This window comes from Micromonospora sp. MH99 (assembly GCF_021442385.1).
Taxonomy (GTDB): domain Bacteria; phylum Actinomycetota; class Actinomycetes; order Mycobacteriales; family Micromonosporaceae; genus Micromonospora.
Genome location: NZ_MUZA01000014.1, coordinates 100,549 through 124,562, shown reverse-complemented (window position 1 = coordinate 124,562; position 24,014 = coordinate 100,549). Strand labels below are relative to the sequence as shown.

The window sequence follows — 24,014 nt, the reverse complement described above, 5'->3', positions numbered from 1 at the left end:
GTCCCTGCCGGCCGCCGCGGCCCACCGCGCCGACCCGGGGGCCGAATGTCCGCCCGGCCAACCGGACTGCAACGTCTGGGACGACGAGCCCGGCACGCCGGGCGGCCCCGGCGGCGGAGGCGACAACGGCGGCGGGGGCGACTCCGGCGGCGGCGGGGGCGGCGGTGTCTGTCAGTGGGGCGGGCGGACGATCCCCTGCTACGACGACCTGCTGGGCTGGTTCAACAACGGTGACGGGTGCTACTACAAGCTCGCCTCGCCGCAGAAGCCGGCGCCCGAGGGTCAGCAGTGGTACGTGCAGACCTGCAACGGGGGTGATCTCGGCGCACAGGACACGGTGCTGCGTGACGGGCCACCGCCCGGCTTCGGCGCTCCGCCGGACCCGGAGGAGCTGGCCCGGCGCGCTCTCGCGTCGATCAAGCTGCTGCCGGCACGACTCAAGGTGGCACCTCGCAAGGACATCGGCCCCGGCCTGGTCGGCCTGCCGGTGTGGATGTGGGCCACCCCGAGCGCCAGCTACTTCGGGCCGCTGCACGCCTCCGCGTCCGACCGCGGACTGAGAGTCTCCATCGAGGCCAAGGTCGACCGGATCGTCTGGAGCATGGGCAACGGCGACACGGTCACCTGCACCAAGGCCGGCACTCCGTACGACCCGAACGGCAAGCGGGCCGGCCGCACCTCCCCGGACTGCGGCTACGACCACGGCTACCCGAAGGCCGGCACCTACCGGGTGGGGGCCACCACGTACTGGACGGTGCGCTGGTGGACCGACGACGGCGACGAGGGTGACCCGATCCCGCAGACCCGCACCAGCGGCACCGTGCCGGTCCAGATCAAGGAACTCCAGGTGGTGACCAGGTGAGTGAGCCGGTTCTGCGAGCCACACAGTCGGGAATGGAGATCGAACGGTGAGTCTGGCAACGCGTAACGCGACCGGGCCGGTGGACGCGCCGGTCAGCCCGCCCAAGGTGGTCCGGCAGCGCCGCGTCCGCCCGGGGCTGCTGGGTCTCGCCGTACTCCTGATCGCCCTCGGTGGGCTGGGTGCGGCGTTCGCGGTCACCTCGGTCCGGGCCACCGGCAGCTACCTCGCGGTGGCCCGTCCGGTGGAGGTCGGTCGGGAGGTCAGCGCCGCCGATCTGATCACCGTGCAGGTCGCCGGCGGCCAGGGGTTGCACCCGGTGCCCGCGGCACGGCTGAACGAGGTGGTCGGCAAGCGCGCCGCCGTGGCGCTGGTGCCCGGCACCCTGCTCACCCTCGGGCAGGTCACCGACGACCCACTGCTCGGCCCGGGTCAGCAGCAGATCGCGCTCGGCCTGAAGACCGCCCAGGTGCCGGCCCGCGCACTGCACCCCGGCGACAAGGTGCTGCTGGTCAGCACCCCGGACGAGAACGCCACCGGGGCGGCGGCCGGCGCGGGCACCCGGTTCGCGGCCACCGTCATCGACATGGTCAGCCCGACGGACGACGAGAAGGTGCTGTACCTGGCGCTGCTCATCCGGGACGTACCCGCAGTGGTGGCGTTGGCCGCCCAGGAGCGGATCGCGGTCGTGCTGACCGAGGCGGCCTGAACATGGCGATCATCGCGCTGGTGTCCGCGAAGGGTTCGCCCGGCGTGACCACCTCGGCGTTGGCCTGTGCCCTGACCTGGCACCGCCGGCTGGTCCTGGCCGAGTGCGACCCCGCCGGCGGGTCGGTCCTCGCCGGCTACCTCGGTGGTCAGCTGGACGGGCCGCGCGGCATCGGCGAGCTGGCCGTCGGGGAGCTGCGCGACGGCAACCTGGAGACCGCGTTCTGGTCCCAGCTGGTCGACCTGGACGCGCCGCGCCGGGAACGGCTGCTGCTGCCCGGGTTGGTCGACCCGGCGCAGGCCGGCAGCGTCACCCCGCTCTGGCAGCGCTTCGCCGACTACTTCAACGCCCTGGACCGGGGTACCCCCGGCTACGACGTGCTCGTCGACTGCGGCCGGCTGCACGTCACCGGCCCACCGTGGCCACTGCTGCGGGCCGCCTCGGTGGTGCTGCTGGTAACCCGGGCCCACCTGCCCGACCTGTCCGGCACCCGGGCGGTGGTCACCGCGATCGAGCGGGACTTCGCCGAACACCGGGTGCCGCCGGGCACCCTGCGGCTGCTGCTGGTCGGCGACGGGCACGGGCGCGCGGAGATCAGTCGCGGACTGAAACTGCCGGTGATCGCCCGGCTGCCGCACGACCCGCGTACCGCAGGGGTGCTGGCGCTCGGTGGGACCGTGCGGTCCGGACGGCCGCTGCTGCGCGCGGCCGCCGCGCTGGAGGTGCCGGTCGGCGCGCTGCTGGAACGCCGGCGGGCGCGGCTGGCCTGGCCGGTGCAGCAGGGGGTGCCGGATGCGGTTTGAGCCCGTCTCCACCGACCCGCGTCAGCAGCCGCCGGCCGCGACGTCCACCGCGCCGCCGTTGGCCCCACCGAACGGCCGGCACCACCAGTCGGCTGCGGTGCCGCAGCCGATGCCCACGGCCGCGCCGCCGCCGGAGGTGGCACCCCGACCCCGGATGGACTTCCAGGTGGTCCGGGAGCTGCGCCGGGAACTCACCGAGCGGCTCACCTTGTGGCAGCGCGGCCGGGAGTTCACTGTCGACGAGGAGGACACCGAGCGGGCCCGGCTGGCCGTCACCGTGGTCGCCGAGTACGCGGACGCGGTCCGTCGCGCCGGAACACCGATGGCCGCCGGCGAGGAGCGCCTGCTGCTCGACCAGGTGACCGCCGAGCTGGTGGGGCTGGGCCGGCTGCAGACCCTGCTGGTCGACGACACCATCGAGGAGGTGCACATCCTCGGCTGCGACGTCGTGCGCATCACCCGGCACGGCGGTGGGGTGGACTGGGCCGAGCCGATCGCCGACAGCGACGCCGAACTGGTGGAGATCCTTCAGGCGGCGGCGCGGCGGGCTGGCGCGACCGAACGGTCACTGTCCACGGTGAAGCCGACCCTGGACCTGCAACTGCCCGACGGCAGCCGACTGGCCGCGGTGTTCCTGGTCAGCCACCGGCCGTATGCGGTGATCCGCAAGCACAACACCCTGGACGTGAGCCTGGACGACGTGGCCGGCGCCCGGGGTGACCTGGACGAGATGATCGACCCGCTGCTGCGCGACTTCCTGCGGGCGGCGATGCGCGCCGGGTTGAACATCATGGTCGCCGGGCTGGCCGGCGCCGGGAAGACCACGATCATCCGGGCGCTCATGAACGAGATCCCGCCCGACGAGCCGTACGTGCTGCTGGAGGAGAGCCGGGAGTTGTTGCCGGCCCGTCGCCGGGAGCGGCACCGGGCGGTGATGAGCTTCGAGGCGCGGGAGGGGCACGGCGAGCGCGGCTTCGACGGCCGGCCGGCGGGTGAGGTGACGATCGCCGACCTCATCCCGCTCTCGCTGCGGATGGGCGTGCTGCGGATCATCGTGGGCGAGGTCCGGTCCCGGGAGATCGTGCCGATGCTCCAGGCCATGACCACCAGCCGGGGTTCGATGTGCACCATTCACGCCCGTACCGCGGCCGGGGTGGGTGAACGGATCGTCGAGCTGGCGCTGGCGCACGGCCGGGAGATGACAGTCGACCAGGCCCGCCGGATGGCCGGCAACGCCCTCGATCTGATCGTCTACGTCACCGTCGAGGACGAGAGTGCGATCGGCGGCCGTAAGCACCGGTTCGTCTCGCACGTGGAGGAGGTGATCGGGGCCGGTGAGGCCGGACGGATCACCACCACCACCGTCTTCGGTCCCGGGCCGGACGGCCGCGCCGTCCCCCGGCACCTCCCGGAACGGGTCCGCGACCAGCTGCTGCGGGTGGGGTACGACTCCCGGCTGCTGACCCGCTGGATCGAGGCCGGTACGGGTGCCTGGCGGCGTCCCCGACAGACCCGACTGGCCCGGCGGTGACCTGATGGGGAACAGCCTGGAGTTGATCGCGGTGGTCTCCGGGGCCGCCTGTGTGGCCGGACTGCTGCTGGCTGTCGTCGCGCTGGTGGGCAGCCGTCGGCCCGCCGGGCCCGCCCCGGGAGCAGGGCCCGGGCTGAGCCGCCTCTGGCGTGGCTCCGGCGCCACACCTGCCGAGCGGCGGGCCTACCAGGCGCTGCTGCTCACCGCTGTGGTCGCCGGGGCGTTGGCGTTCCTGCTGACCGGGCTGCCGGTGGTGGGTCTGCTGGTGGCGGTGGCGGTGCCCGGCACGCCGTGGCTGTTCGCCGTGGGCAAGGCCGAGCAGCGGGCGATCGCCCGGATCGAGGCCGTCGGCGAGTGGACCCGCCGGCTCAAGGACGTCTCCGGTACGGGCCAGGGCCTCCAACAGGCGATCATCAGCACGATCGGCAGCGTGCCACCCGGCATCGAGGACGAGGTACGGCTGCTCGCCGCCCGGTTGCAGGCCGGCTGGCTGGCCCGTTCCGCGCTGCTGGCGTTCGCCGACGAGATCGGCGACCCGGTGTGCGACCAGGTCGTGGCGGCGCTGATCCTGCACCTCACCGACCGGGGTGAGCGGCTGGGCGACGTGCTGGGCTCGATCGCCGGAGCGGCGGCCGCGGAGGTGGCGACCCGCCGGGAGATCGAGGCCAAGCGCACCCAGCCCCGGTTCGCGGTCCGCTTCCTGACCGGCATGACGCTGGCGACGCTGGCGTACGGGCTGGTCAACACCGAATACATCACGCCGTACGGCACACCGACGGGTCAGGTGGTGATGGCCGCTCTCGGTGCCGCCTTCATCGGCCTGCTGGCCTGGGTGCGGTCGATGAGCCAGCCGCAGCGGCCGGCCCGGTTCCTGCCGGCGCCCGACCCGCAGGAGGTGATCGCGTGAGCGCGAGTGCCACCGTCCCCGGAAGGAGCCTGCGGTGATCGTCAACTGGCTCCTCGGCGTCGCCGTGTCTGGTGGAGCGGCGATCGGGTTGGGCCTGTTCCTGGTGATCCGGGAGCTGGTGCCGGCGACCCCCGCGCTCGGGCCGGCGCTGCGCCGCCTGCACCAGCCGCCGGGCACGGGGCGGGTGGCCGCTCCCGCCTCCCGTCGGCTGGACTGGCTGACCGGGCTGTCCCGCTGGTTGCGACCGCCGCACCGGCAGCTTGCCCTGATCGGCCAGACCCCCGAGCAGTACGCGCTGTCGGTGCTGCTGTCCGCACTCATCGGACTGGCCACGCCGACGCTGCTCGGGGTGGCGCTGTTCGTGCTCGGCGTCTCGCTGCCGCTTGTCGTACCGGTGCTGGGTGGCCTCGGCATGGCGCTGATCGCCGCTCTGCTGGCGCACCGCTCGGTGCTGGCCAAGGCGGACGCCGCCCGCGACGAGTTCCGCCAGGCCGTCTGCACGTACCTGGATCTGGTGGCCCTGCAGCTCTCCGCCGCGCACGGGCCGGTGCAGTCGCTGGAGCGGGCCGCCGCGGTCTGTGACGGCTGGGTGTTCGACAGGCTTCAGGAGTCGCTGCGGATCGCCCAGATGCAGATGCACGCGCCCTGGGACGAGCTGCGGGACCTCGCCGACAAGATCGGCATCCCGGAGCTGGGCGACGTCGGCGCGATCATGCGCTCCTCCGGCAGCGAGGGTGCGCAGGTGCACGAGACGCTGCGCAGCCGTGCCGACTCGCTGCGCGACCAGATCCGCACCGACAACCTGGCCCGCGCCGAGGGCGTGACCAGCCGACTCGACATCCCGGGCGCGCTGCTCGTCTTCGTGCTGCTCGGCTTCGTCGTCTATCCGTTCATCGCCCGTGTCTGATCCGCCCCCCGAGAAGGAGTACGCCATGTCCATCCTCACCTACCTGCACGTCGTGGTGACGACGCGCTTCGCCGAGCTGCGGCGCGACGGCGAGCGGGGCGACAGCCCGGTACCGACCGCCGTGATCATCTTCGGTCTGGTCTTCGTGGCGACAATCGTCACCGGCCTGGCCCTCGGCAAGGCCAACGACTGGATGAAGGCCATCCCGAGCCACACGAACCCGAAGTAGCCGGCAGATGCGCCGAGCCGCGTTCGCAAGGTGGCGCCGGGCGGTTCACGCCGCCCGGTGTCGCCTCGTGGCCGGCGACCGGGAGCGGGGCGCCAACCCGGTGGAGCTGGCCGTGGTGATGCCGTTGATCCTGGTGCTGCTGTTCGCCTCGCTCCAGGTCTCGGCCGTTTTCCTGGCCCGCTCCACGGCGTTGAACGCCGCCCAGAGCGGGGTGAACGCCCAGCGGCTCTACAACGCGTCCGACGGTGCCGGGACGGCAAGCGCCACCCGGTTCCTGTCCAGCACCGGCGGCTGGCTGCTGGGCTGGAACAAGGCCGGCGGCCCGAGCTGTGTGACCACCGATGTCGAGGTGACCTGCACGGTGACCGGCCGGTCCCTGTCCGTGGTGCCCGGCGTGGACTTCGAGGTCGAGCAGACCGCGCACGGGACGGTGGAGCGGGTGACCCCGCCGTGAACCGGCCCGCCGAGCGGGGCTCGGTCTCCATCGAGGTGGCGGTGCTCGCGCCCGCGTTCATCGCGCTGATGGTGCTGGCCGGCGTGGCCGGTCGCAGCGCGGTGGCGGCGGAGGCCGTCGACGCCGCCGCACACGACGCGGCCCGCGCCGCCTCGATCTCCCGAAATCCGGCCGACGCCCGCGAGGAAGCACGCGAGGCGGCTCAGCAGCAGCTGGACTGGCGCGGGCTGAATTGCACCGGCACTCCGACCGTGACGTTCAGCGGCACGGTCGGAGGCGCCGTCACCAGCTTCGACCGGGCCTACCGCAGCGCGCTCGGCCAGGATGCGACGGTCACCGTCACTGTCGCCTGCCGGGTGTCCTTCCGGGATCTGCGCCTCTCGGCGGTGCCCGGCATGCCCAGCGAGAACCGCATCGAGGCCAGCTTCACCTCACCACTGGACCGCTACCGGAGTCGGGGATGAACGGCCGTACGCTCTCCGCCGACCACGGCCGGGTCAGCATCTTCCTGGCGGTGGCGATGGTCGGCGTACTGGCCATCGTGGGTCTCTCCTTCGACGGCGCCGGCCAGCTGCGCACGCTGCAACGCGCCGACAACCTGGCCGCCGAAGCGGCCCGCGCGGGCGGGCAGGCCATCGACCGGGCCACCGCGATCGAGGGCGGGCCGACGCGGATCGACCAGCCGCAGGCCCGCGTCGCGGTCGCCAACTACCTCTCCGCAGCCGGCACCACCGGCCACACCGTGAGCTTCCCGCAGATCGCCGGGGAGACAGTCGTCCGGGTACGCGTCACGATCACCTACCGACGCTCGATGCTCGGGCTGTTCGGCTTCGCCGACCGGGTCACCGTCACCGGCGAGGCGACCGCGCGGGCCATCACCGCAGGACCGTAGGAAGGAAGGCCGCCATGTCCGCATCGGGTCGGTCCGTCGTACGGCGGACCGGACGCGTCCTCACCGGCGTCGGCGCACTCGTCGTGCTCTTCGCGCTGGTGGCGGGTGCGCCGGTCGCGCTGCTCGCCTTCGCGGGCAATCCCCTGCCCGACCATCTGCCCACCCTCGCCGAGGTGGGCACCGTCCTGACCAGCCGCGACGACGGGCAGCTCTTCCTGCGGGCCCTGGCGCTGGCCGGCTGGTTCGGCTGGGCCACGTTCGCCTTCTCCGTGGTGGTGGAGCTGGGTGCGCAGATTCTGCGCAGGCCGGCGCCGAAGTTGCCGGGGATGAGCCGCCAGCAGAAGGCCGCCGCCGCGCTTGTCGGTTCGGTAGCGCTGATCCTCGCGGCCAGTCCGGCCGCCGCCAGCGCCGCGGCGGTCTACACCGGTCCGGCGTACGCCCAGTCGAGCGCTTCGACAAGCGCCGCCCGGCTGCCCGACGGTGGGTCGCTCGGGATGGCCGGTAGCGGGCCGCTCGCGACGACGGGCAGCGGGCCGCTCGGGCTGGTCGCGCCGGGTGGGCCGAGCGCCGGCGACCAGGCGGCGCCGGTGTACCGCGTGGCGCGGGGCGACTACCTCGGCGAGGTGGCCGAGCGGTACCTCGACGAGTTCGGCGACTATCGACAGCTCGCCAAGCTGAACCGGCTGGACGACCCGGACCGGATTCGCCCCGGCCAACTGCTCCGGCTGCCGACGGAGGCCGCCGACCAGGGCGCCCGCACGCACGCCACAGGCAAACTCGTCGGCCGGCCCGCCGCGCCCAAGCCGCCGGCTCAGCGACCGGCGCCCGAGCGGACCGCGCCGGAGCGGGCGGAACAGGCGCCCCCCGCCACCGCCGGTGCCGCCCCCCGGATGGCCGCGGCTGCCCGCGCACCCCGACGCGGCGCGGGTCGGAGCAGCGGCAGCTCCCGCAGTGGTCGTCGGAGCAGCGGCGCCGCGTGGGCCGCCAGCCGTGCGGCAGCCGCCACCGAGAGCACGGCACCGCCGACCGGAGGCCCGGCCCCCAGCGGCGTGCCGGCCCGGACCGGCGAGGAGGGCTGGGCTGGCCCGGCGGGCTCGACGGGTCAGGCCGGCTGGACCGGCCGTGAACAGCACGGCATGGGTGCCGACGGCTCCGGCTGGGATGCCGTGCCGGACGAGCCATCGAGCGGTCGACACCGACGAAGCTGACCGGCCACGCGGCGGCACGCGGCGGCACACGGTCTGGAGAGCGACATACCTCAGAGGTATATCTATGACTCTGGGGTACGTCAGCCGAGACCAACACCGCTCCGGCGGCGCGGAGACGCCGACGGCGTCCAATGACAGCAACACCAGCCCGACCGCGCGGAGACGCCGACGGCATTCGATGAGGGCCACACCAGCCCGACGGCGCGCGGGAACACCGACGCCGTCCGGCCACGCTCAGCGGAGCGCGTCAGGGCAGGCGGGTCTGCAGGACGCCGTCCTGGATGCGGGTGGGCAGGATCTGCTGGTCGTTGCCGGAGGGCCCCTGCACGACCTCGCCGCCGTTGAGCCGGAAGGCGCTGCCGTGCCACGGACAGACCACGCAGGCGTGGCCGTCGATCTCCTGGACCTCGCCCTCGCCGAGCGGTCCGCTCTGGTGCGGGCAGCGCTCCAGCATCACGGTGACCTCGTCACCGTGGCGGTAGAGGATCACCGAGATGTCGTCGTCGACCTCCCGGGTGATCAGTGTGCGCTGCGGCAGGGTGGCCATGTCGGCAAGTGAGTGCCAGCCGTCGCTCATCCGGTGCAGCTCGGACACGCTCTGGTTGACCTGGGCGCCCTGCTTGTACGCCAGGTGGCCTCCGATGTACGCGCCGAGGCTCACGGCGGAGAGGCCGAGGAAGCCGAGCGCCCGACCGACACCGTGCCGCCCGGACAGCCGCGCCGCCAACGAGCCGGCGTAGAGGCCCACGCCCACGGTGTTCGCGGCGGCGTGCACCAGGCCGACCCGACGCTGGTCCCGGGAGAGCGCCGCCCAGTCGTTCAGACCGGCGACCGCCGCCGGCAGCGCGCTGACCGTGCCCAGGCCGACCAGCACGGTGGCCGGCCGGCGCTGCCCCGGCATCAGGTCCAGCACGGCGGCGCTGATCCACGCGCCGACCGGCACCTGCACCATCGCCGGATGCAGCGGATGCCCCAACGTCACGCCGTGCAGCAGGTCCCGCAGCCGCCGCGGTCGCAGCGTCCCGAGAACCACCTTCTGCAGACGGTCTCCCGTGCGGTCCAGCCGGGAGTCCTGCTCAACTTTCGTCAATAGCGCTCGCACAGGTACCGACTTCCCGGCGATCGCCATCACAAACCGACCACCGGCGACAAACCTGCCGCGTCCCCCGTACGCGCCGATCTTGCACTTTCTGTCCCGACGAACCAGGGCACAAGCCGCGATCCGCCGACCGAAAGTGCAAGATCGACGGGGCGGGAGGGCGGGGGTGCGGGGGTGGGAGGTTCGGGGTCATGCTGGGGGGATGGGTGTGCGGGTGGAGCGGGTGGGGGCCGTCAGCACGGTGATCGTGGATCGTCCGGAGGCTCGGAACGCTGTGGACGGGCCTACCGCGCGGGCTCTGGCGGACGCCTTTCGGGCCTTTGAGGCGGACCCGACGGCGGCGGTGGCCGTGCTCTGGGGCGCCGGTGGCACGTTCTGCTCGGGCGCCGATCTCAAGGCGATCGGCACGCCCAGCGGCAATCGGGTCGAGCCGGAGGGAGACGGCCCGATGGGTCCGACCCGCATGGCGCTCAGCAAGCCGGTGATCGCGGCGATCTCCGGGTACGCGGTGGCCGGCGGCCTGGAGCTGGCGCTCTGGTGCGACCTGCGGGTCGCCGAGTCCGACGCCACGCTCGGGGTGTTCTGCCGTCGCTGGGGAGTGCCGCTCATCGACGGCGGGACGGTCCGGCTGCCCCGGTTGATCGGGGAGAGCCGCGCGATGGACCTGATCCTCACCGGGCGGGCGGTGTCGGCCGACGAGGCGTACGCCATGGGGTTGGTCAACCGGGTGGTGCCGCCGGGCCAGGCGCGGGCGGCGGCCGAGGAGCTGGCCGCGGCGATCGCCAGGCATCCCCAGACCTGCCTGCGCAACGACCGGGCGGCCGTGCTGGCCGGCGCTGGACGGCCCGAGGCCGAGGCGCTGGCGACCGAGTTGGCGTACGGGATGGATTCGCTGGCCACCGACGCGGCGGCCGGCGCGGCCCGGTTCGCCGCGGGCGAGGGCCGGCACGGCACGACGCCGCCGGGAGGGTGGGACCCCCCGACGGCGTCGGCTACCGGCCAGCTCAGTTGCGGTTGATGGTGAAGGTCGAGGTGGTGTTCCGGATGTCCACCGCGTTGTTGCTCAACTGCAGGTTGTTGAAGGTCACCGACCCGACGGCCGGCCCCTGCCCGGACTCGGGCATCTCGTTCACCCAGATACCGAAGCCGGACTTCGCGTCGTAGGCGTCACCGCTCTTGCGGGCGCCGCTGATCGAAATGTTGGTGAAAACCGTGTCGGTGACCGGGAACTGCGGCTGCCCACCGACGTAGTTGGTCTGGAACATGATGCCGCTGTAGGTCGGGTCGACGATGTCCACGTCGCTGACCCGGATGCCCTGGAACACCTTCGAGGCGGAGAAGACCCAGATCGCCGGGAAGGTCTGCGAGCCCCAGAAGTGCCCACCGGCCCGGACGATCGAGATGTTCTCGAAACGGGTCGGCGGACTCGCGCCGAAGCCGTTCATCGGGTAGCCGAAGTCGAGCGAGCTGATGGTGATGCCGGAGTAGACGAGCGTGTCCGCGATGTAGATGTTGCGGAACGTGTTGCCGTAGCCGCCGTAGACGGCCACACCGGCGGCCCGCCAGGTCAGGGTCGACGACAGGTTCTCGTAGATGTTGTCCCGCATGTCCGCGCCGCCCGCGTCGATCGCCGAGAACAGCGCGAAGCTGTCATCGCCGGTGGCCCGGGCGTCGTTGTTGCTGACCAGGTTGTTGGTGCTGCCGTTGGTCATGTTGATGCCGTCGGCGAACAGGTTGCGGATCCGCGAATTCTTGATCGTCATGTAGTCGGTGTTGGCGCCCCAGTAGAGGCAGACCTGGTGCTCGGCCCAGATGTTGTCGATCACGATGTTCGACACGTTGGCGAAGTCGAACACCTTGCCCGGGCCGTCGATGCGCGAGGTGTAGTTGCCGAAGTAGGCGAAGTTCGCGAACGACGATCCGGCCGCCGAGTTCTCGGCCCGGAAGCCGATGTCGGTGTTGTCCTGGCCGGAGGGGGCGTTGAACCGGGTGTACCAGGGCCCGGCGCCGGTCACCTTGACCGCCTTGCCGTACACCTGGAACTTCGACGAGGTGGAGTAGTTGCCGGCGGGCAGGTACACCCCGATCAGGTTGCCGGTGGTGTCCATCCGCACCCGGTCCAGGGCGTTCTGCACGTCCTGGTGGGTGAAGCCGGCCGGCGTCACGTAGCGGGCCGAGTCCGGGTTCGCGATCGGCGAGACCTGCTCGGTGTTGATGAAGTCGATCGCGTAGTTGGTGGTGTTGGCCGCGTCCTTCTGGAGGCGGATCTTGCTGCCGGCCGGCACTGTCGAGTTGAGCATGACGTTGGCTTCGTCGTAGATGTGCCGCGGTCCGCCCGCGCTCGGCGAGTTGCCCGGGCTGGTTTCGTTGCCGTACAGCCAGGCGTAGCGGGATGTCAGGTCGATCGCCTTGTGGAAGGTGCCGTTGACGTAGATGTTCAGCGTCGAGTTGATGCCCCCGCCGCCGGACGCGTCCGGGATGGAGAAGCGGGTGACCAGCGTGTTGGTGCTGGCCCGGGTGGTGAACTCGACGTAGCTGCCGGTCGAGTTGAGGGTCACCGCCCGCCGGCCGGACGCCTCACCGGCCAGGTCGCCGACGGTCCGGTTCGGGCCCACGACGGCCGCGCCGCCGCCGACCACGCCGTCCTCGGCCTCGTACATGTCGTACGGCATGTTGGCGCCGCGCCCGACGAAGAGCGGACGGTCGCTGCTGTTGTTGGTCTGCTTGACCGGCAGCTCGTTGGCGTCAGCGGCGAGCACGACCCGGACGGTGTACTTGCCGTTCGCGGCGGTCCAGGTGCCCAGGTTGACCGGGCCGACGGTGGCCCCGGCGTTGATCACACCTGAGTACGAGCCCGTCAGGGTCCGTACCACGGTGCCCGACTCGTTGAGCACGGTGAGCGTGATGCCGTGCGACCCGGACGCGGACGCCACGCTTCCGGCGTTGCGGATCGACACGGAGAAGGTGACGGTGTTGCCGGCCGACGGGTTACCCGGTGACCAGGCGACCGCCGAGGCGACCAGGTCACTGGTGGCGACCGGGCTCACCACCAGCGGGCTGGGGTTGGTGTAGCTGTTGTTGGTGTCGTCGATCTCGACGACGGTGTTCGACTCGTCGACCTTCGCGCTGAGCGGGTAGCTGCCCGCGTCGCGGGTGCCGATGCTGGCGCTGACGGTGGTCGACGCGCCGGCCGCGAGGCCACCGACCGACGCGGTGCCGACCCGGGTGGAGCCCAGGTAGAAGTTGACGTTGGTCGCGGCGGAGGCCGCCGAGCCGGCGTTCCGCACGGTCGCGGAGAGCGTGACGGTGCTGGTCTCCACGGGCGCGGACGGGCTGAACCACATCCCCGTCACGGTGAGGTCCGGGTTCGGCGCGGCAGTGCCGAAGACCTGGAACTCGGCCACCTGGCCGGCGGGGGCGCCGGTGTTCGAGGCGATCGAGAGCCGTACGTCGGCGGCGGTCGCGGAGACCGGGATGGTCACCGTGTTGCCGCTGCCCGGGTTGAAGGTGTAGTTCGTCGCGCCGACGAGCGTGGTGAAGGTCGACGAGCCCTGGTCCCGGCCGAGGACTGTGATGTTCTGGGTACGCGTGCCCCACGCCGAGTCCGGGTTGAGCTTCAACACGACCTGGCTGAGGCTGGCGTTCGCACCGAGTTGCACGGTCAGCGTGCTCGGGTTGCCGTTGCCCTCCCAGTAGGTGGCCACGTTGTTGTCGTTGGCGTTCGTCGCCACGAACGTGTGCACGAAGCCGGACGCGGTGATCGGCTTGCCGACCGCCAGGTTGGTCCCGGTGGGCGGGTTACCGGTTCCGGTGCGGGTCACCGTGTTGCTGTTCGACGACTGGTTGCCGGCCGCGTCCTTGGCCCGCACGTAGTACGAGACCGTGGCGGTGTCCGCCTGGCTGTCGGTGTACGTCAGCGTCGAGCCGCTGACGCTGCCGCGCAGCGCGCCGTTGGCGTAGACGTCGTAGCCGGTCACCCCGACGTTGTCGCTGGACGCCGACCAGGTGAGCCGGATCTGCCCGCTGGCGGGCTGGGTGTACGCCAGGTTGCCGGGGGCGCTCGGCGCCTGGGTGTCGGTGCTGCCGCTGGCGCCGTACACCTCCACCTCGGAGAACTGCGCGGCCGGCCAGCCGGTGTTGCCGGTGACCTGCACCCGCACGTAACGGGTGCTGGTGGCGGTGAAGCTGACGGTCGCGGTGTTGCCGCTGCTCGGGTTGAAGGTGTAGTCGGCGGACGACTTCAGGGTGCTGAAGGTCGAGCCGTTGGTGGATCCGAGCACCGACAGGGTCTGGGTGCGGGTCTGCCAGTCCGCCGAGGGCGGCAGCTTGAGCACCACCCGGTCCACGTTGACGGTGGCGCCCAGGTCGGCCTGGATCCACTGCGGGAACGCGTTGTTGGCGCTCTCCCAGTAGGTCGTGGCGTTGCCGTCGTTGGCGTTGCCCGCCACGTAGTTCTGGTTGTAGCTGCTGGCGCTCATGGTGGCCGAGAGCCCGGCGAGCAGGGCCGCGCGGGCGGAGCCCGCCGGGGCGGAGGCGGGCGTCGCTGCCGGTGCCGCGGTCGCGGGGGTGACGGCGGGAACGGCGGCGAGGAGCAGTCCGGCGAGCGCGCCGGCGAGCAGCCGTCGGCGGGCCGGCGCTCGGCCGCCCGGGTGGGCGGAACCGGGCGAGCCGGTTCGCGGGGTGCCTCGGGTGGTGCCGTTTCTGGACATCGGTGGCTACACCTCTTTCGGGGATGGTGTGGGGTGCGTTGCCCGGTGACGGGTGCAGGGGTACGCCCGTCGTGCCGCGACAGGTGGGGGACGGTGCGGTGTGGGACGGGTGTGGGCGGGCCGGCGCCGCGCTGCGCCGGGCTCCCGACCGGTGGCCCCCGCCCCGCTCGGGCGGGGGCCGTCGGCCTAGCTGGAGTAGACCTCGAACTCGCTGAGCTGGCCGGCGGGCCAGCCGGTGTTGCCGGTGACGGTCAGCCGCAGGTACCGCTGGCTGGTCGCCGTGAAGGTCACGGTGACCGTGTTGCCGCTGGCCGGGTTGAAGGTGTAGCCGGCGGACGACTTCAGGGTGCTGAAGGTCGAGCCGTTTGTGGAGCCGAGCACCGACAGCGTCTGCGTACGGGTCTGCCACGCGGACGACGGCGGCAGCTTCAGCACGACCCGGGACACCGAACGGGTGGCGCCCAGGTCCACCGTCAGCGACTGCGGGAAGGCGTTGTTGGCGCTCTCCCAGTAGGTGTTGGCGTTGCCGTCCACCGCGTTGGGCGCGGCGTACACGTCGGAGTGGCTGGTCTCGGTGATCGACCGTCCGGCGGCGAGGTTGCCACTGGGCGGGGGCGTCGTCGGCGGGGCGGTGGTCGGCGGGGCCGTCGTCGGGGGTGCGGTGGTCGGCGGCGGCGTGGTGGCGGTTCCGCCGTACACCTCGACCTCGCTGAGCTGGGCGGCCGGCCAGCCGGTGTTGCCGGTGACGGTGACCCGGACGTAGCGGCGGTCACCGGAGGGCAGCGGAATCGACACGGTGTTGCCCGTGCCCGGGGCGAAGACCCGACCGGCGGACGACGCCAGCGTGGCGTACGACGAGCCGTCGGTGGAGCCGAGCACCGACAGCGTCTCGGTGCGCTGCTCCCAGCCGGCGGGCAGCTTGAGCACCACCCGGTCGACCGAGCGGACCGCACCCAGGTCCACGGTGATCGACTGCGGGAAGGCGTTGTTGGCGCTCTCCCAGTAGGTGGCCGCGTTGCCGTCGACGGCGTTGCCCGCCGTGTAGCTCTGGTTGGTGCTGGTCGCGGTCGTCGACCGGTTCAGCGCCAGGTTCCCGCCGGTGGGCGGCGGCGTGGTCGGGGGCGGCGTGGTCGGGGGTGCGGTGGTCGGTGGCGGGGTGGTGGGGCCGGTGGTCGGCGGGGTGCTGGGGCCGCCACCCCACTGCGGCTCCGGCCACGGGCCGCAGTACGGGGTCGACGTGTACCAGCCCGAGTTGCCGGAGCCCTGGGTGATCTGGAAGCCGCCGCCCACGCAGTTGTGCATCGGGTTGCTCTGCGCGATGTTGGTGGCCCGCACGTTCGTAAACGACACCTGGCTGGGTGCCTGCACCTGGAGCGCGTACGTGCCGGCGCCGTCGATCCGTACGTTGGTGAGGTTGATCCCGCTGGTCTGGCCCTCGATCCAGTGCAGCGCGGCGTACGAGCTGTCCAGGATGTCGGTGTCGGTGATGTTGATGGTGGCCTGGCTGAACGCCTCGTTGAGGGCGGAGAACCAGATCGCCCCGACGCCGAAGTTCCAGTTGTAGTCCGAGTTGCCGTTGCGGATCAGCGTGTTCCGGGCGATCGTCCAGGTGCCCCGGACCGCGGTGTCACCCTGCACGCCCGGGTAGCGGTTGGCGACGTGGATGCCACCGCCGTTGGTGAGCGAGTCGGCGGTCACGTTGTCGGTGATCTTGATGTCCCGGCCGCCGTAGCTGACCAGGTGGTTCGCCAGCAGCGTCACGCCGATGGTGTTGTGCGTGAAGGAGTTGTTGACGTTCGGCACACTCTGCGCCCACATCGCCAGGGCGTCGTCGCCGGTGTTGCGCACGAACGTGTTGGTCACCGTCGAGTTGGTGACGCCGGTGTGGAAGTTCACCCCGTCCGCGGTCTGGTCCAGGATCCGGCTGTTGCGGATGGTGAAGTTGTCCATCGGGCCGTCCATCCACGCCCCGACCTTGGTGTTCTCCAGCCACAGGTTGTCCACCACCGAGTTGGTCATCGCCCCGCCCAGGGCGTTGACCTGGTCCTCGTCCACCCGTTCGCGGATGTCGCCGATGATCGCGAAGTCCCGCAGCGTGACGTTGCGGCTCGGCCCGCCGGCCTCGTGCGACCGGATCTCACCCGTGTAGCCGCCGCCGGGGACGTACTTGCCGTAGATGCCGGCGGCCCGCTTGCGGTCGGTGGGGTGCCGCCCGCCGAGCACCGAATACCACGGGCCCGCGCCACGCAGGGTCACCCCGTCGACCACCACGTGGTCCCAGAGGGTGAAGGTGCCGGTCGGGATCCAGACGGCACGGCCCTGGGCCTTTCCGGCATCGACCGCAGCCTGGAACTTCGCTGTCGAATCGGTCGCGCCGCTCGGGTCGGCGCCGAAGTCGGTGACCACGTCGATGACACCGGAGGGTTTGGTGATCGCCGGAGCGACCAGCTCGAAATCGGCGAGGTCGATCGTGAAGGACGGCGACTGGGCGGTCGAGGAGACCTGGAACCGGATCTTCGTGCCGGCCGGGTAGGTGGTGCCGAACATCGTCCGGGTCTCGTCGTAGAAGTGGTGCGGGTTCGTGTCGCCCGGGTTGTTGTTGAACGGATATCCGCCGTAGTACCAGCCGTACCTCGACGTCACCGGCACCGACTTCAGCAGCGTGCCGTTGGCCCGCAGGTCGAGGGCGGCGTCCCGGCCGGTGCCGGAGGGGCTGTCCGGCAGGCTGTGCCGGAAGGTGACCGCGTTGGCCGGGGCGGTGAGCGTGAACTCGACGTACTCGCCGACGGCGTCGAGGGTGACCGCCTCGCGGCCGGACGCCTCCGACGGCAGCGTGCCGTAGCGCCGGTCCGGGCCGATCTTCGTGCCGTTGTGGGCGGCCTTCTCGGCTTCCTGTTCGAGAAACGGGACGGTGGCCCCACGGCCGGAGATGTCGAAGGGGGACAACCCCGCCGCCGAGGCCGGGGTGGCACTGCCGGTGACCGCCAGGACGGTCAGCGAGGTGGCGGCGAGCAGGGTGGCGGCGATCGCGGCCAGCCCGGCGCGCGCCGGGTGTCGGAGATGGTGCGGGGTGGCGGTGGTGTGGTTGGCCATGAGCTGCGCTCTCCCTTTCGTCAGGCAGGCCAGGTCCCCCGTGTCGGTGCGGCGTGGCGGTCCCTCGTACTCCTTTCTCGGGCGCGGTGCTCGGGTGGTGCGGTGCCGGCGGTCGGGACGGGACCGCCGGCACCACGTCGGTCGGATCAGGTCAGGGCGGCGGCGTCCGCGCGCGGTCCGTCCACCTCTTCGGGGGTACGCAGCCAGACGGCCGTGTCCGACGGCAGCAGACCGTCGTCGAGAGGGCCACTGGCCAGCAGCAACTCCCCGTCGGCGGGCAGCGGCACCGCCCCGTCGGTGAGGTTGACCAGGCAGCGGAAGCCACCGCCGCGGCTGAACGCCAGCACCCCGTCCGGGGCGGGCAGCCACGTCAGCTCACCGTCGCCGAGCGCCGCCTCGGCCCGCCGGAGGTGGATCGCCGCCCGGTACAGCTCCAGCATCGAGGCCGCGTCGCCGGTCTGCGCCAGCGCCGTGCGGTCCTTCCAGTCGGCCGGCTGGGGCAGCCACGGCGCGGCGGCACCCTCGGGGCTGAACTCGAACGGCGGCTCGTCCCCGGCCCAGGGCAGCGGCACGCGGCAGCCGTCGCGACCGGGGTCGATCCGACCGGAGCGTTCCCACATCGGGTCCTGCCGCAGCGCGTACGGGATGTCCTCGACCTCCCACAGCCCCAGCTCCTCGCCCTGGTAGACGTAGGCGGCGCCGGGCAGCGACAGGGACAGCAGCGCGGCGGCCCGGGCCCGGCGGGTGCCCAGCTCCAGGTCGGTGGGGATCCCCTCGCGCTTGGCCGCGAAGCTGAACGTGGTGTCCGCCCGGCCGTAGCGGGTGACGTGCCGGGTCACGTCGTGGTTGGAGAGCACCCAGGTGGCCGGCGCGTTGACCGGCGCGTGCGCGCTGAGCGTCCCGTCGATGCTCTCGCGCAGCGCCGAGGCGTCCCACGCGCAGCCGAGGAAGTCGAAGTTGAACGCCGCGTGCAGCTCGTCGGGGCGCAGGTAGTTGGCGAACCGCTGCCGGTCCGGCAGCCACACCTCACCGATCAGCGCCCGGTCGGCGTACTCGTCGGCGACGCGACGCCAGCCCCGGTAGATGTCGTGCACCCCGTCGAGGTCCTGGAACGGGTGCGGCCGGTCCGGCTCGACCTCGGGCAGCGTCCCGTCCTTCACCAGCAGACCGGCGGAGTCGATCCGGATGCCGTCGACGCCCCGGTCGAACCAGAACCGCAGGATGTCCTCGAATTCGGCCCGCACCCGGGGGTGGTCCCAGTTGAAGTCCGGCTGCTGGGGGGCGAACAGGTGCAGGTACCAGTCACCGGGCGTGCCGTCCGGGTTGGTGGTGCGGGTCCAGGTCTCGCCGCCGAACTCGCCGACCCAGTCGGTGGGCCGCTGGTCACCGTTCGGGCCGCGACCGGGACGGAACCAGAACAGGTCCCGCTCGGGCGCTCCCGGGCCGCCGGCCAACGCGGCCTGGAACCACGGGTGCGCGTCGGAGCAGTGGTTGGGCACCACGTCGACGATCGTCCGGATGCCGAGGTCGTGCGCCTCCGCGATCAGCGCCTCCACCTCGGCGAGCGTGCCGAAGACCGGATCGATGTCGCGGTAGTCGGACACGTCGTACCCGGCGTCGGCCATCGGCGACGGGTACCAGGGGCTGAACCAGATCGCGTCGACGCCGAGCGCGGACAGGTGGTTCAACCGGGACCGGATGCCGGCGATGTCACCGATGCCGTCGCCGTTGCCGTCGGCGAAGCTCCGGGGATACACCTGGTAGATCACGGCTCCACGCCACCACGGACTTCTGTCAGCTGTGGACACGAGCACCTGCTTTCTGCGTCAGTACGTCGGCGGGTTCGCCGCAGGGAGATATGTGTCGGGACGAACTGTCGTCGTTCGTCGCGCGGGTGGATGCGGTCGTGGGCTATCCCTTGATGCCGCCCGTGGTCAGACCGGACATGATGTTCCGTTGGAAGATCAGGAAGATGATGACAGTCGGGATGGCGGCGATGACCGACGCGGCGATCACCACGTTCATCGGCGTACCACCGGCGAAGGTGTAGATGCCGACACTCACCGTCCGGGTCTCGGGCGACGGCATGACCAGCTTCGGCCAGAGGAAGTCCTTCCAGACCGCGGTCACGGCGAAGATCGAGACGACGCCGAGAATGGGACGCGACAGCGGCAGGATGATCGACCAGAGCGTGCGCAGCGACGACGCCCCGTCCATCAGGGCGGCGGCCATCAACTCCTCCGGGATCGAGTCGAAGAACCGCTTCAACAGGAAGATGTTGAAGGCGTTCGCGACCATCGGCAGCCAGATCGCGAACGGCGAGTCGAGCAGGTTGATGTGCAGGATCGGCAGGTCGAGCACCGTCACGTACTGCGGAACGATGAGGACCATCGCCGGGATCATCAGGGTGCCCAGCATCAGGGCGAGGATCGTGTTGCCGAAGATCGGCCGGAGCTTCGACAGGGAGTACGCGGCTGCGCTGTCGAGGACGAGTTGGAACAGCACCGCCCCGATGGCGTAGTAGAACGTGTTGAACAGCAGCTTGGCCAGGGCCAGGTTGTTCCACGCGTCGATGTAGTTCTGCGGCTGCGGGTCCTTCGGGAACAGCGACGGCGGGGTCTGCGCGATCTCCTGGCCGGACTTGAGCGCGCCGGTGACCATCCAGTAGAGGGGCCCGAGGAAGACGAGCGTGAAACCCGCGACGACGACCACGAGCAGCGTCCAGTAGATGACCTTGCCGCGCCCCCGGCTCAGCTGGGAGTGGGAGATGAGGGTCCGGGTACCGGAATCCTGTGCCATTGGGCGCCGTCCTAGTCCTGTTTCGCAGTCAGCCGCACGTAGACGGCGGAGAAGCCGGCCAGCACCACGAGCATGATCACGCCCAGCGCGGCGGCGCCGTTGAGGTCGTTCTGGAAGAACCCGTGCTGGTAGATGAGGTACGCCACCGAGGTCGCGGAATCCTCGGCGCCCGCGCCGTTGGCGAGGATCAGCGGCTCGATGAAGAGCTGCATCGTCGCGACGATCTGCAGCATCGCCAGGAGCGCGAGAATCAACCGGGTCTGCGGGATCGTGACGTGGCGGATCCGCCGCCAGATCCCCGCGCCGTCGAGCTCCGCCGCCTCGTACAGCTCACCGGGAATGTTCTGCAACGACGCCAGGTAGATCAGCACCGCGCCGCCCATGTTCATCCAGGTGGACGCGATCACCATGGCCGGCATGGTCATCTCGGGCGACTGCATCCACTGCGAGGTGGGCAGGTGCAGTGCCTTCAGGATCGCGTTGAACAGCCCCGCCTCGCTGGGGTCGTACGCGTAGAACTTGAAGAGGAACAGCGCCGAGGCCGGCGGCAGCATGACCGGCAGGTAGACCAGGACCCGCAGGTATCCCTTGGCGTGGCGGAACTCGTTGAGCAGGATCGCCACGAAGAACGGCACCGCGTAGCCGAGCACGAGCGCGAGGACCGTGAAGTAGAGCGTGTTCTTCCAGGCGGGCCAGAAGCTGGGGTCGGCGATGAGACGGGAGTAGTTGTCCCAGCCCACCCAGGTCGTCTCGCCGCGCCTGGTCCGCTGGAAGCTCATGACGATGCCGCGGACCATCGGGTACCAGGAGAAGACCACGAAGCAGAGCACGGCGCCGATCAGGAACGCGTGCCCGGTGAGGTTGTCCCGTACCTTGCGGCCGAGGCTCGTGCGCTGCGGCCCTGTCGCGTACGGCGACATCGGGCGACCCGGTTTCCTGGGGGCCTGGGGGACGGCGGTGATCGCCAAGGCAACTCCTGCGGAAGTCAGTGACGCGGACGGTGCGGCGCCGGGTGTGGGGGCCGGCGGACCAGCCCCCACACCTGCCGGTCAGCTCTCGGCGGCCAGGAGCTGGTTGACCTTCTCTTCGGCCGTCTTGAGCAGCGCGTCGATGTTCGCGTTCGGGTTCGTCAGCACCCCGGACATCGCGGCGTCGAGGACCGCGTAGATCGCCTGCGCGTTGCGGGGCTCACCCTTGATCGGCACCGGGGTCGCCTCGAAGATCGCGAAGTTCGCGGTGTCGACGTTCGCGTTCGCCTTACGCAGTTCGAGTTCCTGCTTCTGCGCGTCGCTGCCGTTGGCGAACAGCAGCGGCTGGGGCAGACCCACCGGGTAGTTCTGCGGCTTGGCCCGGACGTAGTCGAACTGACCCTTGCCCGGCGTGAGCTTCTGGTAGGCGATCCACTTCAGACCGGCCTTGACCTGCTCCGGAGAGAGGTCCTTCTTGAAGAAGTAGCCCTCGCCGCCGCCGAGCGTGCCCTTCGCCGGACCGTCCTGGCCGGGCAGCGGAGCCATCGCCCAGTCCTGGAACTTGCCCTGGAACTGGCTGACGATCGCCTGGGTGGCGTCCGGGGCGCCGATGAACATGCCGACCTTGCCCGCTCCGGCGTTGGTCAGCAGGTCACCCCACTGGAGCAGCTGGCGGGAGCCCATGCTGTTGTCGCCGTACCGCATGTCCTTGATGTTCTGCAGGACCTGCTTGCCCATCGCGTTGTTGAAGTCGGCCTTCTTGCCGTCCGGGGTCAGCACCTGGCCGCCCTGCGAGTAGAGCAGCGAGGTGAAGTGCCAGCCGCCGGTGTTGCCGGCGCTGTACTCGGAGTAGCCGGCGATGCCGTTGCCGAGGGCGGAGATCTTCTTGGCGGCGGCACGGACGTCGGCCCAGGTCTTGGGCGGGTTGTTGACGTCGAGCCCGGCCTTTTCGAACAGGACCTTGTTGTAGACCAGGCCCATCGAGTAGTTCTTCACCGGGACGGCGTACAGCTTGCCGCCGTCGGTGAAGGCCTCCTTGAGCGCCGGGTCGACGCTGTCCCAAGTGGGGATCGTGTCCTTGTTGACGACACCGGTGATGTCCATCGCCTGACCGGAGTCGAGCACCTGCTGGAGATCGGTCATGTACCCGTAGAACACGTCGGTCACCGTGCCGCCGGCGAGGCGGGCGGTGAAGTCCGGCGGGTTGTTGCACTGCTCGCCGACGCTCACGCTCTTGACGACGATGTCCGGGTTCTGCTTCTGGAACTCGACGACGTCGTCGTTCCAGTTCTTCAACAGCTCTTTCTGGGCGCCGACCGGCTGGCAGTCGACAGTGATGGTGACCTTGCCGCCGGCGGTCGTGTCCTTGTCGTCGCTCTTCGTGGAGCATGCCGTGAGGCTGAACCCCAGGCCGGCCACGAGCGCCAGCGCCGCAGCCCTTCGGTATTGCGGTACGGACATCTGTCCATCCCTTCGGGAACGGGTGTCTCCATGAGATGCGCTGATCTGCGGTGATGCGACCTGACGCCCTGTAGCTGCGCCGGAGCCAGGTGTGAGTGGAGTCACTGTAACGAGGGCGACTCATTTCAGCAAGGTGTCGACGGGGTTTTGAAAAGACACGACATAGTTACGGCAGACACCGACAGTGACGTGTTTTGCGCCGGGTTTGATGGCTTTCCGGTTGGTCTGGTCCGCGGGTGATCCGGCAGTGCTCGCGCGCTGCGGACGACCACGAAAAACCGGCCGCCGACCGCGGGAAGCGGTCGACGGCCGGTGGGCGGTCGGTCTAGTACGGCAGGGGCACGCTCAGCGGCCGGGCGCGGGCGCCGTGGAGCCGCGAACCACCAGCTCCGGCTCGAACAGCAGCTCGTCCTGCAGGACGCCGGCACCCTCGATCTGGGTGACCAGCAGGTCCACCGCGGCCTGCCCCATCGTCTCGATCGGCTGCCGCACGGTGGTCAGCGGCGGGTCGGTGCAGGTCATGAACGCCGAGTCGTCGTAGCCCACCACCGAGATGTCCGCCGGCACCGCGCGACCCAGTCGCCGGGCGGCACGGATGGTGCCCAGGGCCAGCACGTCGCTCGCGCAGATGATGCCGGTCACGCCGCGTTCGACCAGTTTCGTCGCGGCGACCCGCGCGCCCTCCATCGAGAAGCTGGATCGCTCGACGCACTCCCGCTCGGCGTCGCCCCAACCCGCGGCCTGGACCATCGCGTCCAGCTTGCGACGGGACGGCACGTGCCCCTCGGGGCCGAGCACCATCCCGATCCGCTCGTGGCCGAGCGAACGCAGGTGCCCGTACGCCTGCTCCACCGCCACCGCGTCGTCGGTGGAGACCCGGGGAAAGCCCAACTCGTCCACACCGGCGTTGACCAGGACCACGGGAAGTCCACGATCGGTGAGCCGCCGGTAGTGGTCGTGCTTGGCGTCGGCGAGCGCGTACGAGCCACCCGCGAAGATCACGCCAGAGACCTGGTGGTCGAGGAGCATCTCCACGTAGTCCATCTCGGACACGCCACCGATGGTGCGGGCGCAGAGCGCCGGGGTGTAGCCCCGCTGGGCGAGGGTCCCGGTGACCACCTCGGCGAGCGCCGGGAAGATCGGGTTCTGCAGCTCGGGCAGCACCAGCCCGACCAGCCGGGCCCGCTCCCCGCGCAGCTTGGTCGGCCGCTCGTAGCCGAGCACGTCCAGCGCGGTCAGCACCGCCGTCCGGGTCGTCTCGGAGACCCCGTCCCGGCCGTTGAGCACCCGGCTGACGGTGGCCTCGCTGACGCCCGCCTTCTTGGCAACTTCAGTCAACCGCTTGGTCACGGCCGCAATCGTACGTCACCTGAATGAAAGAAATGA

The 24,014-nt window shown here is 71.0% G+C and carries 20 protein-coding genes; 12 read left to right on the top strand and 8 right to left on the bottom strand.

Annotated features, from left to right (window positions below; genetic code table 11):
• Positions 1 to 4: 4 nt before the first annotated feature.
• The 11 genes from B0E54_RS10725 to B0E54_RS10675 are packed head-to-tail and all read left to right on the top strand — an operon-like array spanning position 5 to position 8,499.
• On the top strand, positions 5 to 862 hold the full coding sequence (locus tag B0E54_RS10725) for a hypothetical protein (RefSeq protein ID WP_234583211.1): 858 nt from the start codon (positions 5 to 7) through the stop codon (positions 860 to 862).
• 46 nt (positions 863 to 908) lie between these two features.
• A complete protein-coding gene (locus B0E54_RS10720; RefSeq protein ID WP_234583206.1) occupies positions 909 to 1,568 on the top strand; it encodes an SAF domain-containing protein in 660 nt (219 codons plus the stop codon).
• A gap of 2 nt (positions 1,569 to 1,570) precedes the next feature.
• Positions 1,571 to 2,371 (top strand): ParA family protein, encoded by an 801-nt coding sequence (locus tag B0E54_RS10715; protein ID WP_234583205.1) that lies wholly within the window; start codon positions 1,571 to 1,573, stop codon positions 2,369 to 2,371.
• On the top strand, positions 2,361 to 3,902 hold the full coding sequence (locus B0E54_RS10710) for a CpaF family protein (protein WP_234583204.1): 1,542 nt from the start codon (positions 2,361 to 2,363) through the stop codon (positions 3,900 to 3,902). Before B0E54_RS10715 ends, B0E54_RS10710 begins: the two co-directional genes overlap by 11 nt.
• Before the next feature lie 4 nt (positions 3,903 to 3,906).
• The gene (locus tag B0E54_RS10705) at positions 3,907 to 4,809 is read left to right on the top strand and encodes a type II secretion system F family protein (RefSeq protein WP_234583203.1); all 903 of its coding nucleotides are present in this window, start codon (positions 3,907 to 3,909) and stop codon (positions 4,807 to 4,809) included.
• A gap of 37 nt (positions 4,810 to 4,846) precedes the next feature.
• Positions 4,847 to 5,716, top strand: coding sequence for a type II secretion system F family protein (locus tag B0E54_RS10700; protein ID WP_234583210.1), 870 nt, complete (start codon positions 4,847 to 4,849; stop codon positions 5,714 to 5,716).
• Between the two features lie 25 nt (positions 5,717 to 5,741).
• On the top strand, positions 5,742 to 5,945 hold the full coding sequence (locus B0E54_RS10695; protein ID WP_234583202.1) for a hypothetical protein: 204 nt from the start codon (positions 5,742 to 5,744) through the stop codon (positions 5,943 to 5,945).
• Between the two features lie 7 nt (positions 5,946 to 5,952).
• Positions 5,953 to 6,399: a TadE family protein gene (locus tag B0E54_RS10690; RefSeq protein ID WP_234583201.1), complete on the top strand. Its 447-nt coding sequence runs from the start codon at positions 5,953 to 5,955 to the stop codon at positions 6,397 to 6,399.
• Complete coding sequence (locus B0E54_RS10685) at positions 6,396 to 6,863, top strand: TadE/TadG family type IV pilus assembly protein (RefSeq protein WP_234583200.1); 468 nt, start codon at positions 6,396 to 6,398, stop codon at positions 6,861 to 6,863. Before B0E54_RS10690 ends, B0E54_RS10685 begins: the two co-directional genes overlap by 4 nt.
• Complete coding sequence (locus B0E54_RS10680; RefSeq protein ID WP_234583199.1) at positions 6,860 to 7,291, top strand: pilus assembly protein TadG-related protein; 432 nt, start codon at positions 6,860 to 6,862, stop codon at positions 7,289 to 7,291. The genes B0E54_RS10685 and B0E54_RS10680 overlap by 4 nt, the downstream gene beginning before the upstream one ends.
• A gap of 14 nt (positions 7,292 to 7,305) precedes the next feature.
• Entirely contained in the window at positions 7,306 to 8,499 is a 1,194-nt protein-coding gene (locus B0E54_RS10675) for a LysM peptidoglycan-binding domain-containing protein (RefSeq protein ID WP_234583198.1), read from the top strand.
• Positions 8,500 to 8,746: 247 nt separating this feature from the next.
• On the opposite strand, the gene B0E54_RS10670 is transcribed toward B0E54_RS10675, so the two are convergent.
• Complete coding sequence (locus tag B0E54_RS10670; RefSeq protein WP_234583197.1) at positions 8,747 to 9,601, bottom strand: Rieske 2Fe-2S domain-containing protein; 855 nt, start codon at positions 9,599 to 9,601, stop codon at positions 8,747 to 8,749.
• Between the two features lie 199 nt (positions 9,602 to 9,800).
• Between B0E54_RS10670 and B0E54_RS10665 the strand changes: the two genes are divergently transcribed.
• Entirely contained in the window at positions 9,801 to 10,616 is an 816-nt protein-coding gene (locus B0E54_RS10665) for a crotonase/enoyl-CoA hydratase family protein (protein ID WP_234583196.1), read from the top strand.
• Here B0E54_RS10665 and B0E54_RS10660 read toward each other — a convergent pair.
• The 7 genes from B0E54_RS10660 to B0E54_RS10630 form a co-directional block, all read right to left on the bottom strand.
• A complete protein-coding gene (locus B0E54_RS10660) occupies positions 10,603 to 14,307 on the bottom strand; it encodes a discoidin domain-containing protein (RefSeq protein ID WP_234583195.1) in 3,705 nt (1,234 codons plus the stop codon). The two genes, B0E54_RS10665 and B0E54_RS10660, sit on opposite strands and share 14 nt — an antisense overlap.
• Positions 14,308 to 14,493: 186 nt before the next feature.
• On the bottom strand, positions 14,494 to 17,400 hold the full coding sequence (locus B0E54_RS10655; RefSeq protein WP_234583194.1) for a discoidin domain-containing protein: 2,907 nt from the start codon (positions 17,398 to 17,400) through the stop codon (positions 14,494 to 14,496).
• 146 nt (positions 17,401 to 17,546) lie between these two features.
• Positions 17,547 to 19,169, bottom strand: coding sequence for a glycoside hydrolase family 13 protein (locus B0E54_RS10650; protein ID WP_234583193.1), 1,623 nt, complete (start codon positions 19,167 to 19,169; stop codon positions 17,547 to 17,549).
• 142 nt (positions 19,170 to 19,311) lie between these two features.
• Positions 19,312 to 20,199 carry a carbohydrate ABC transporter permease gene (locus B0E54_RS10645; protein WP_234583192.1) on the bottom strand — a complete coding sequence of 296 codons (888 nt, stop codon included), beginning with the start codon at positions 20,197 to 20,199 and terminating at the stop codon, positions 19,312 to 19,314.
• Positions 20,200 to 20,210: 11 nt separating this feature from the next.
• Positions 20,211 to 21,167: a carbohydrate ABC transporter permease gene (locus B0E54_RS10640; protein WP_374109259.1), complete on the bottom strand. Its 957-nt coding sequence runs from the start codon at positions 21,165 to 21,167 to the stop codon at positions 20,211 to 20,213.
• 81 nt (positions 21,168 to 21,248) lie between these two features.
• Complete coding sequence (locus B0E54_RS10635) at positions 21,249 to 22,628, bottom strand: ABC transporter substrate-binding protein (protein WP_234583190.1); 1,380 nt, start codon at positions 22,626 to 22,628, stop codon at positions 21,249 to 21,251.
• Between the two features lie 345 nt (positions 22,629 to 22,973).
• Complete coding sequence (locus B0E54_RS10630; RefSeq protein ID WP_234583189.1) at positions 22,974 to 23,978, bottom strand: LacI family DNA-binding transcriptional regulator; 1,005 nt, start codon at positions 23,976 to 23,978, stop codon at positions 22,974 to 22,976.
• Positions 23,979 to 24,014: the final 36 nt, after the last annotated feature.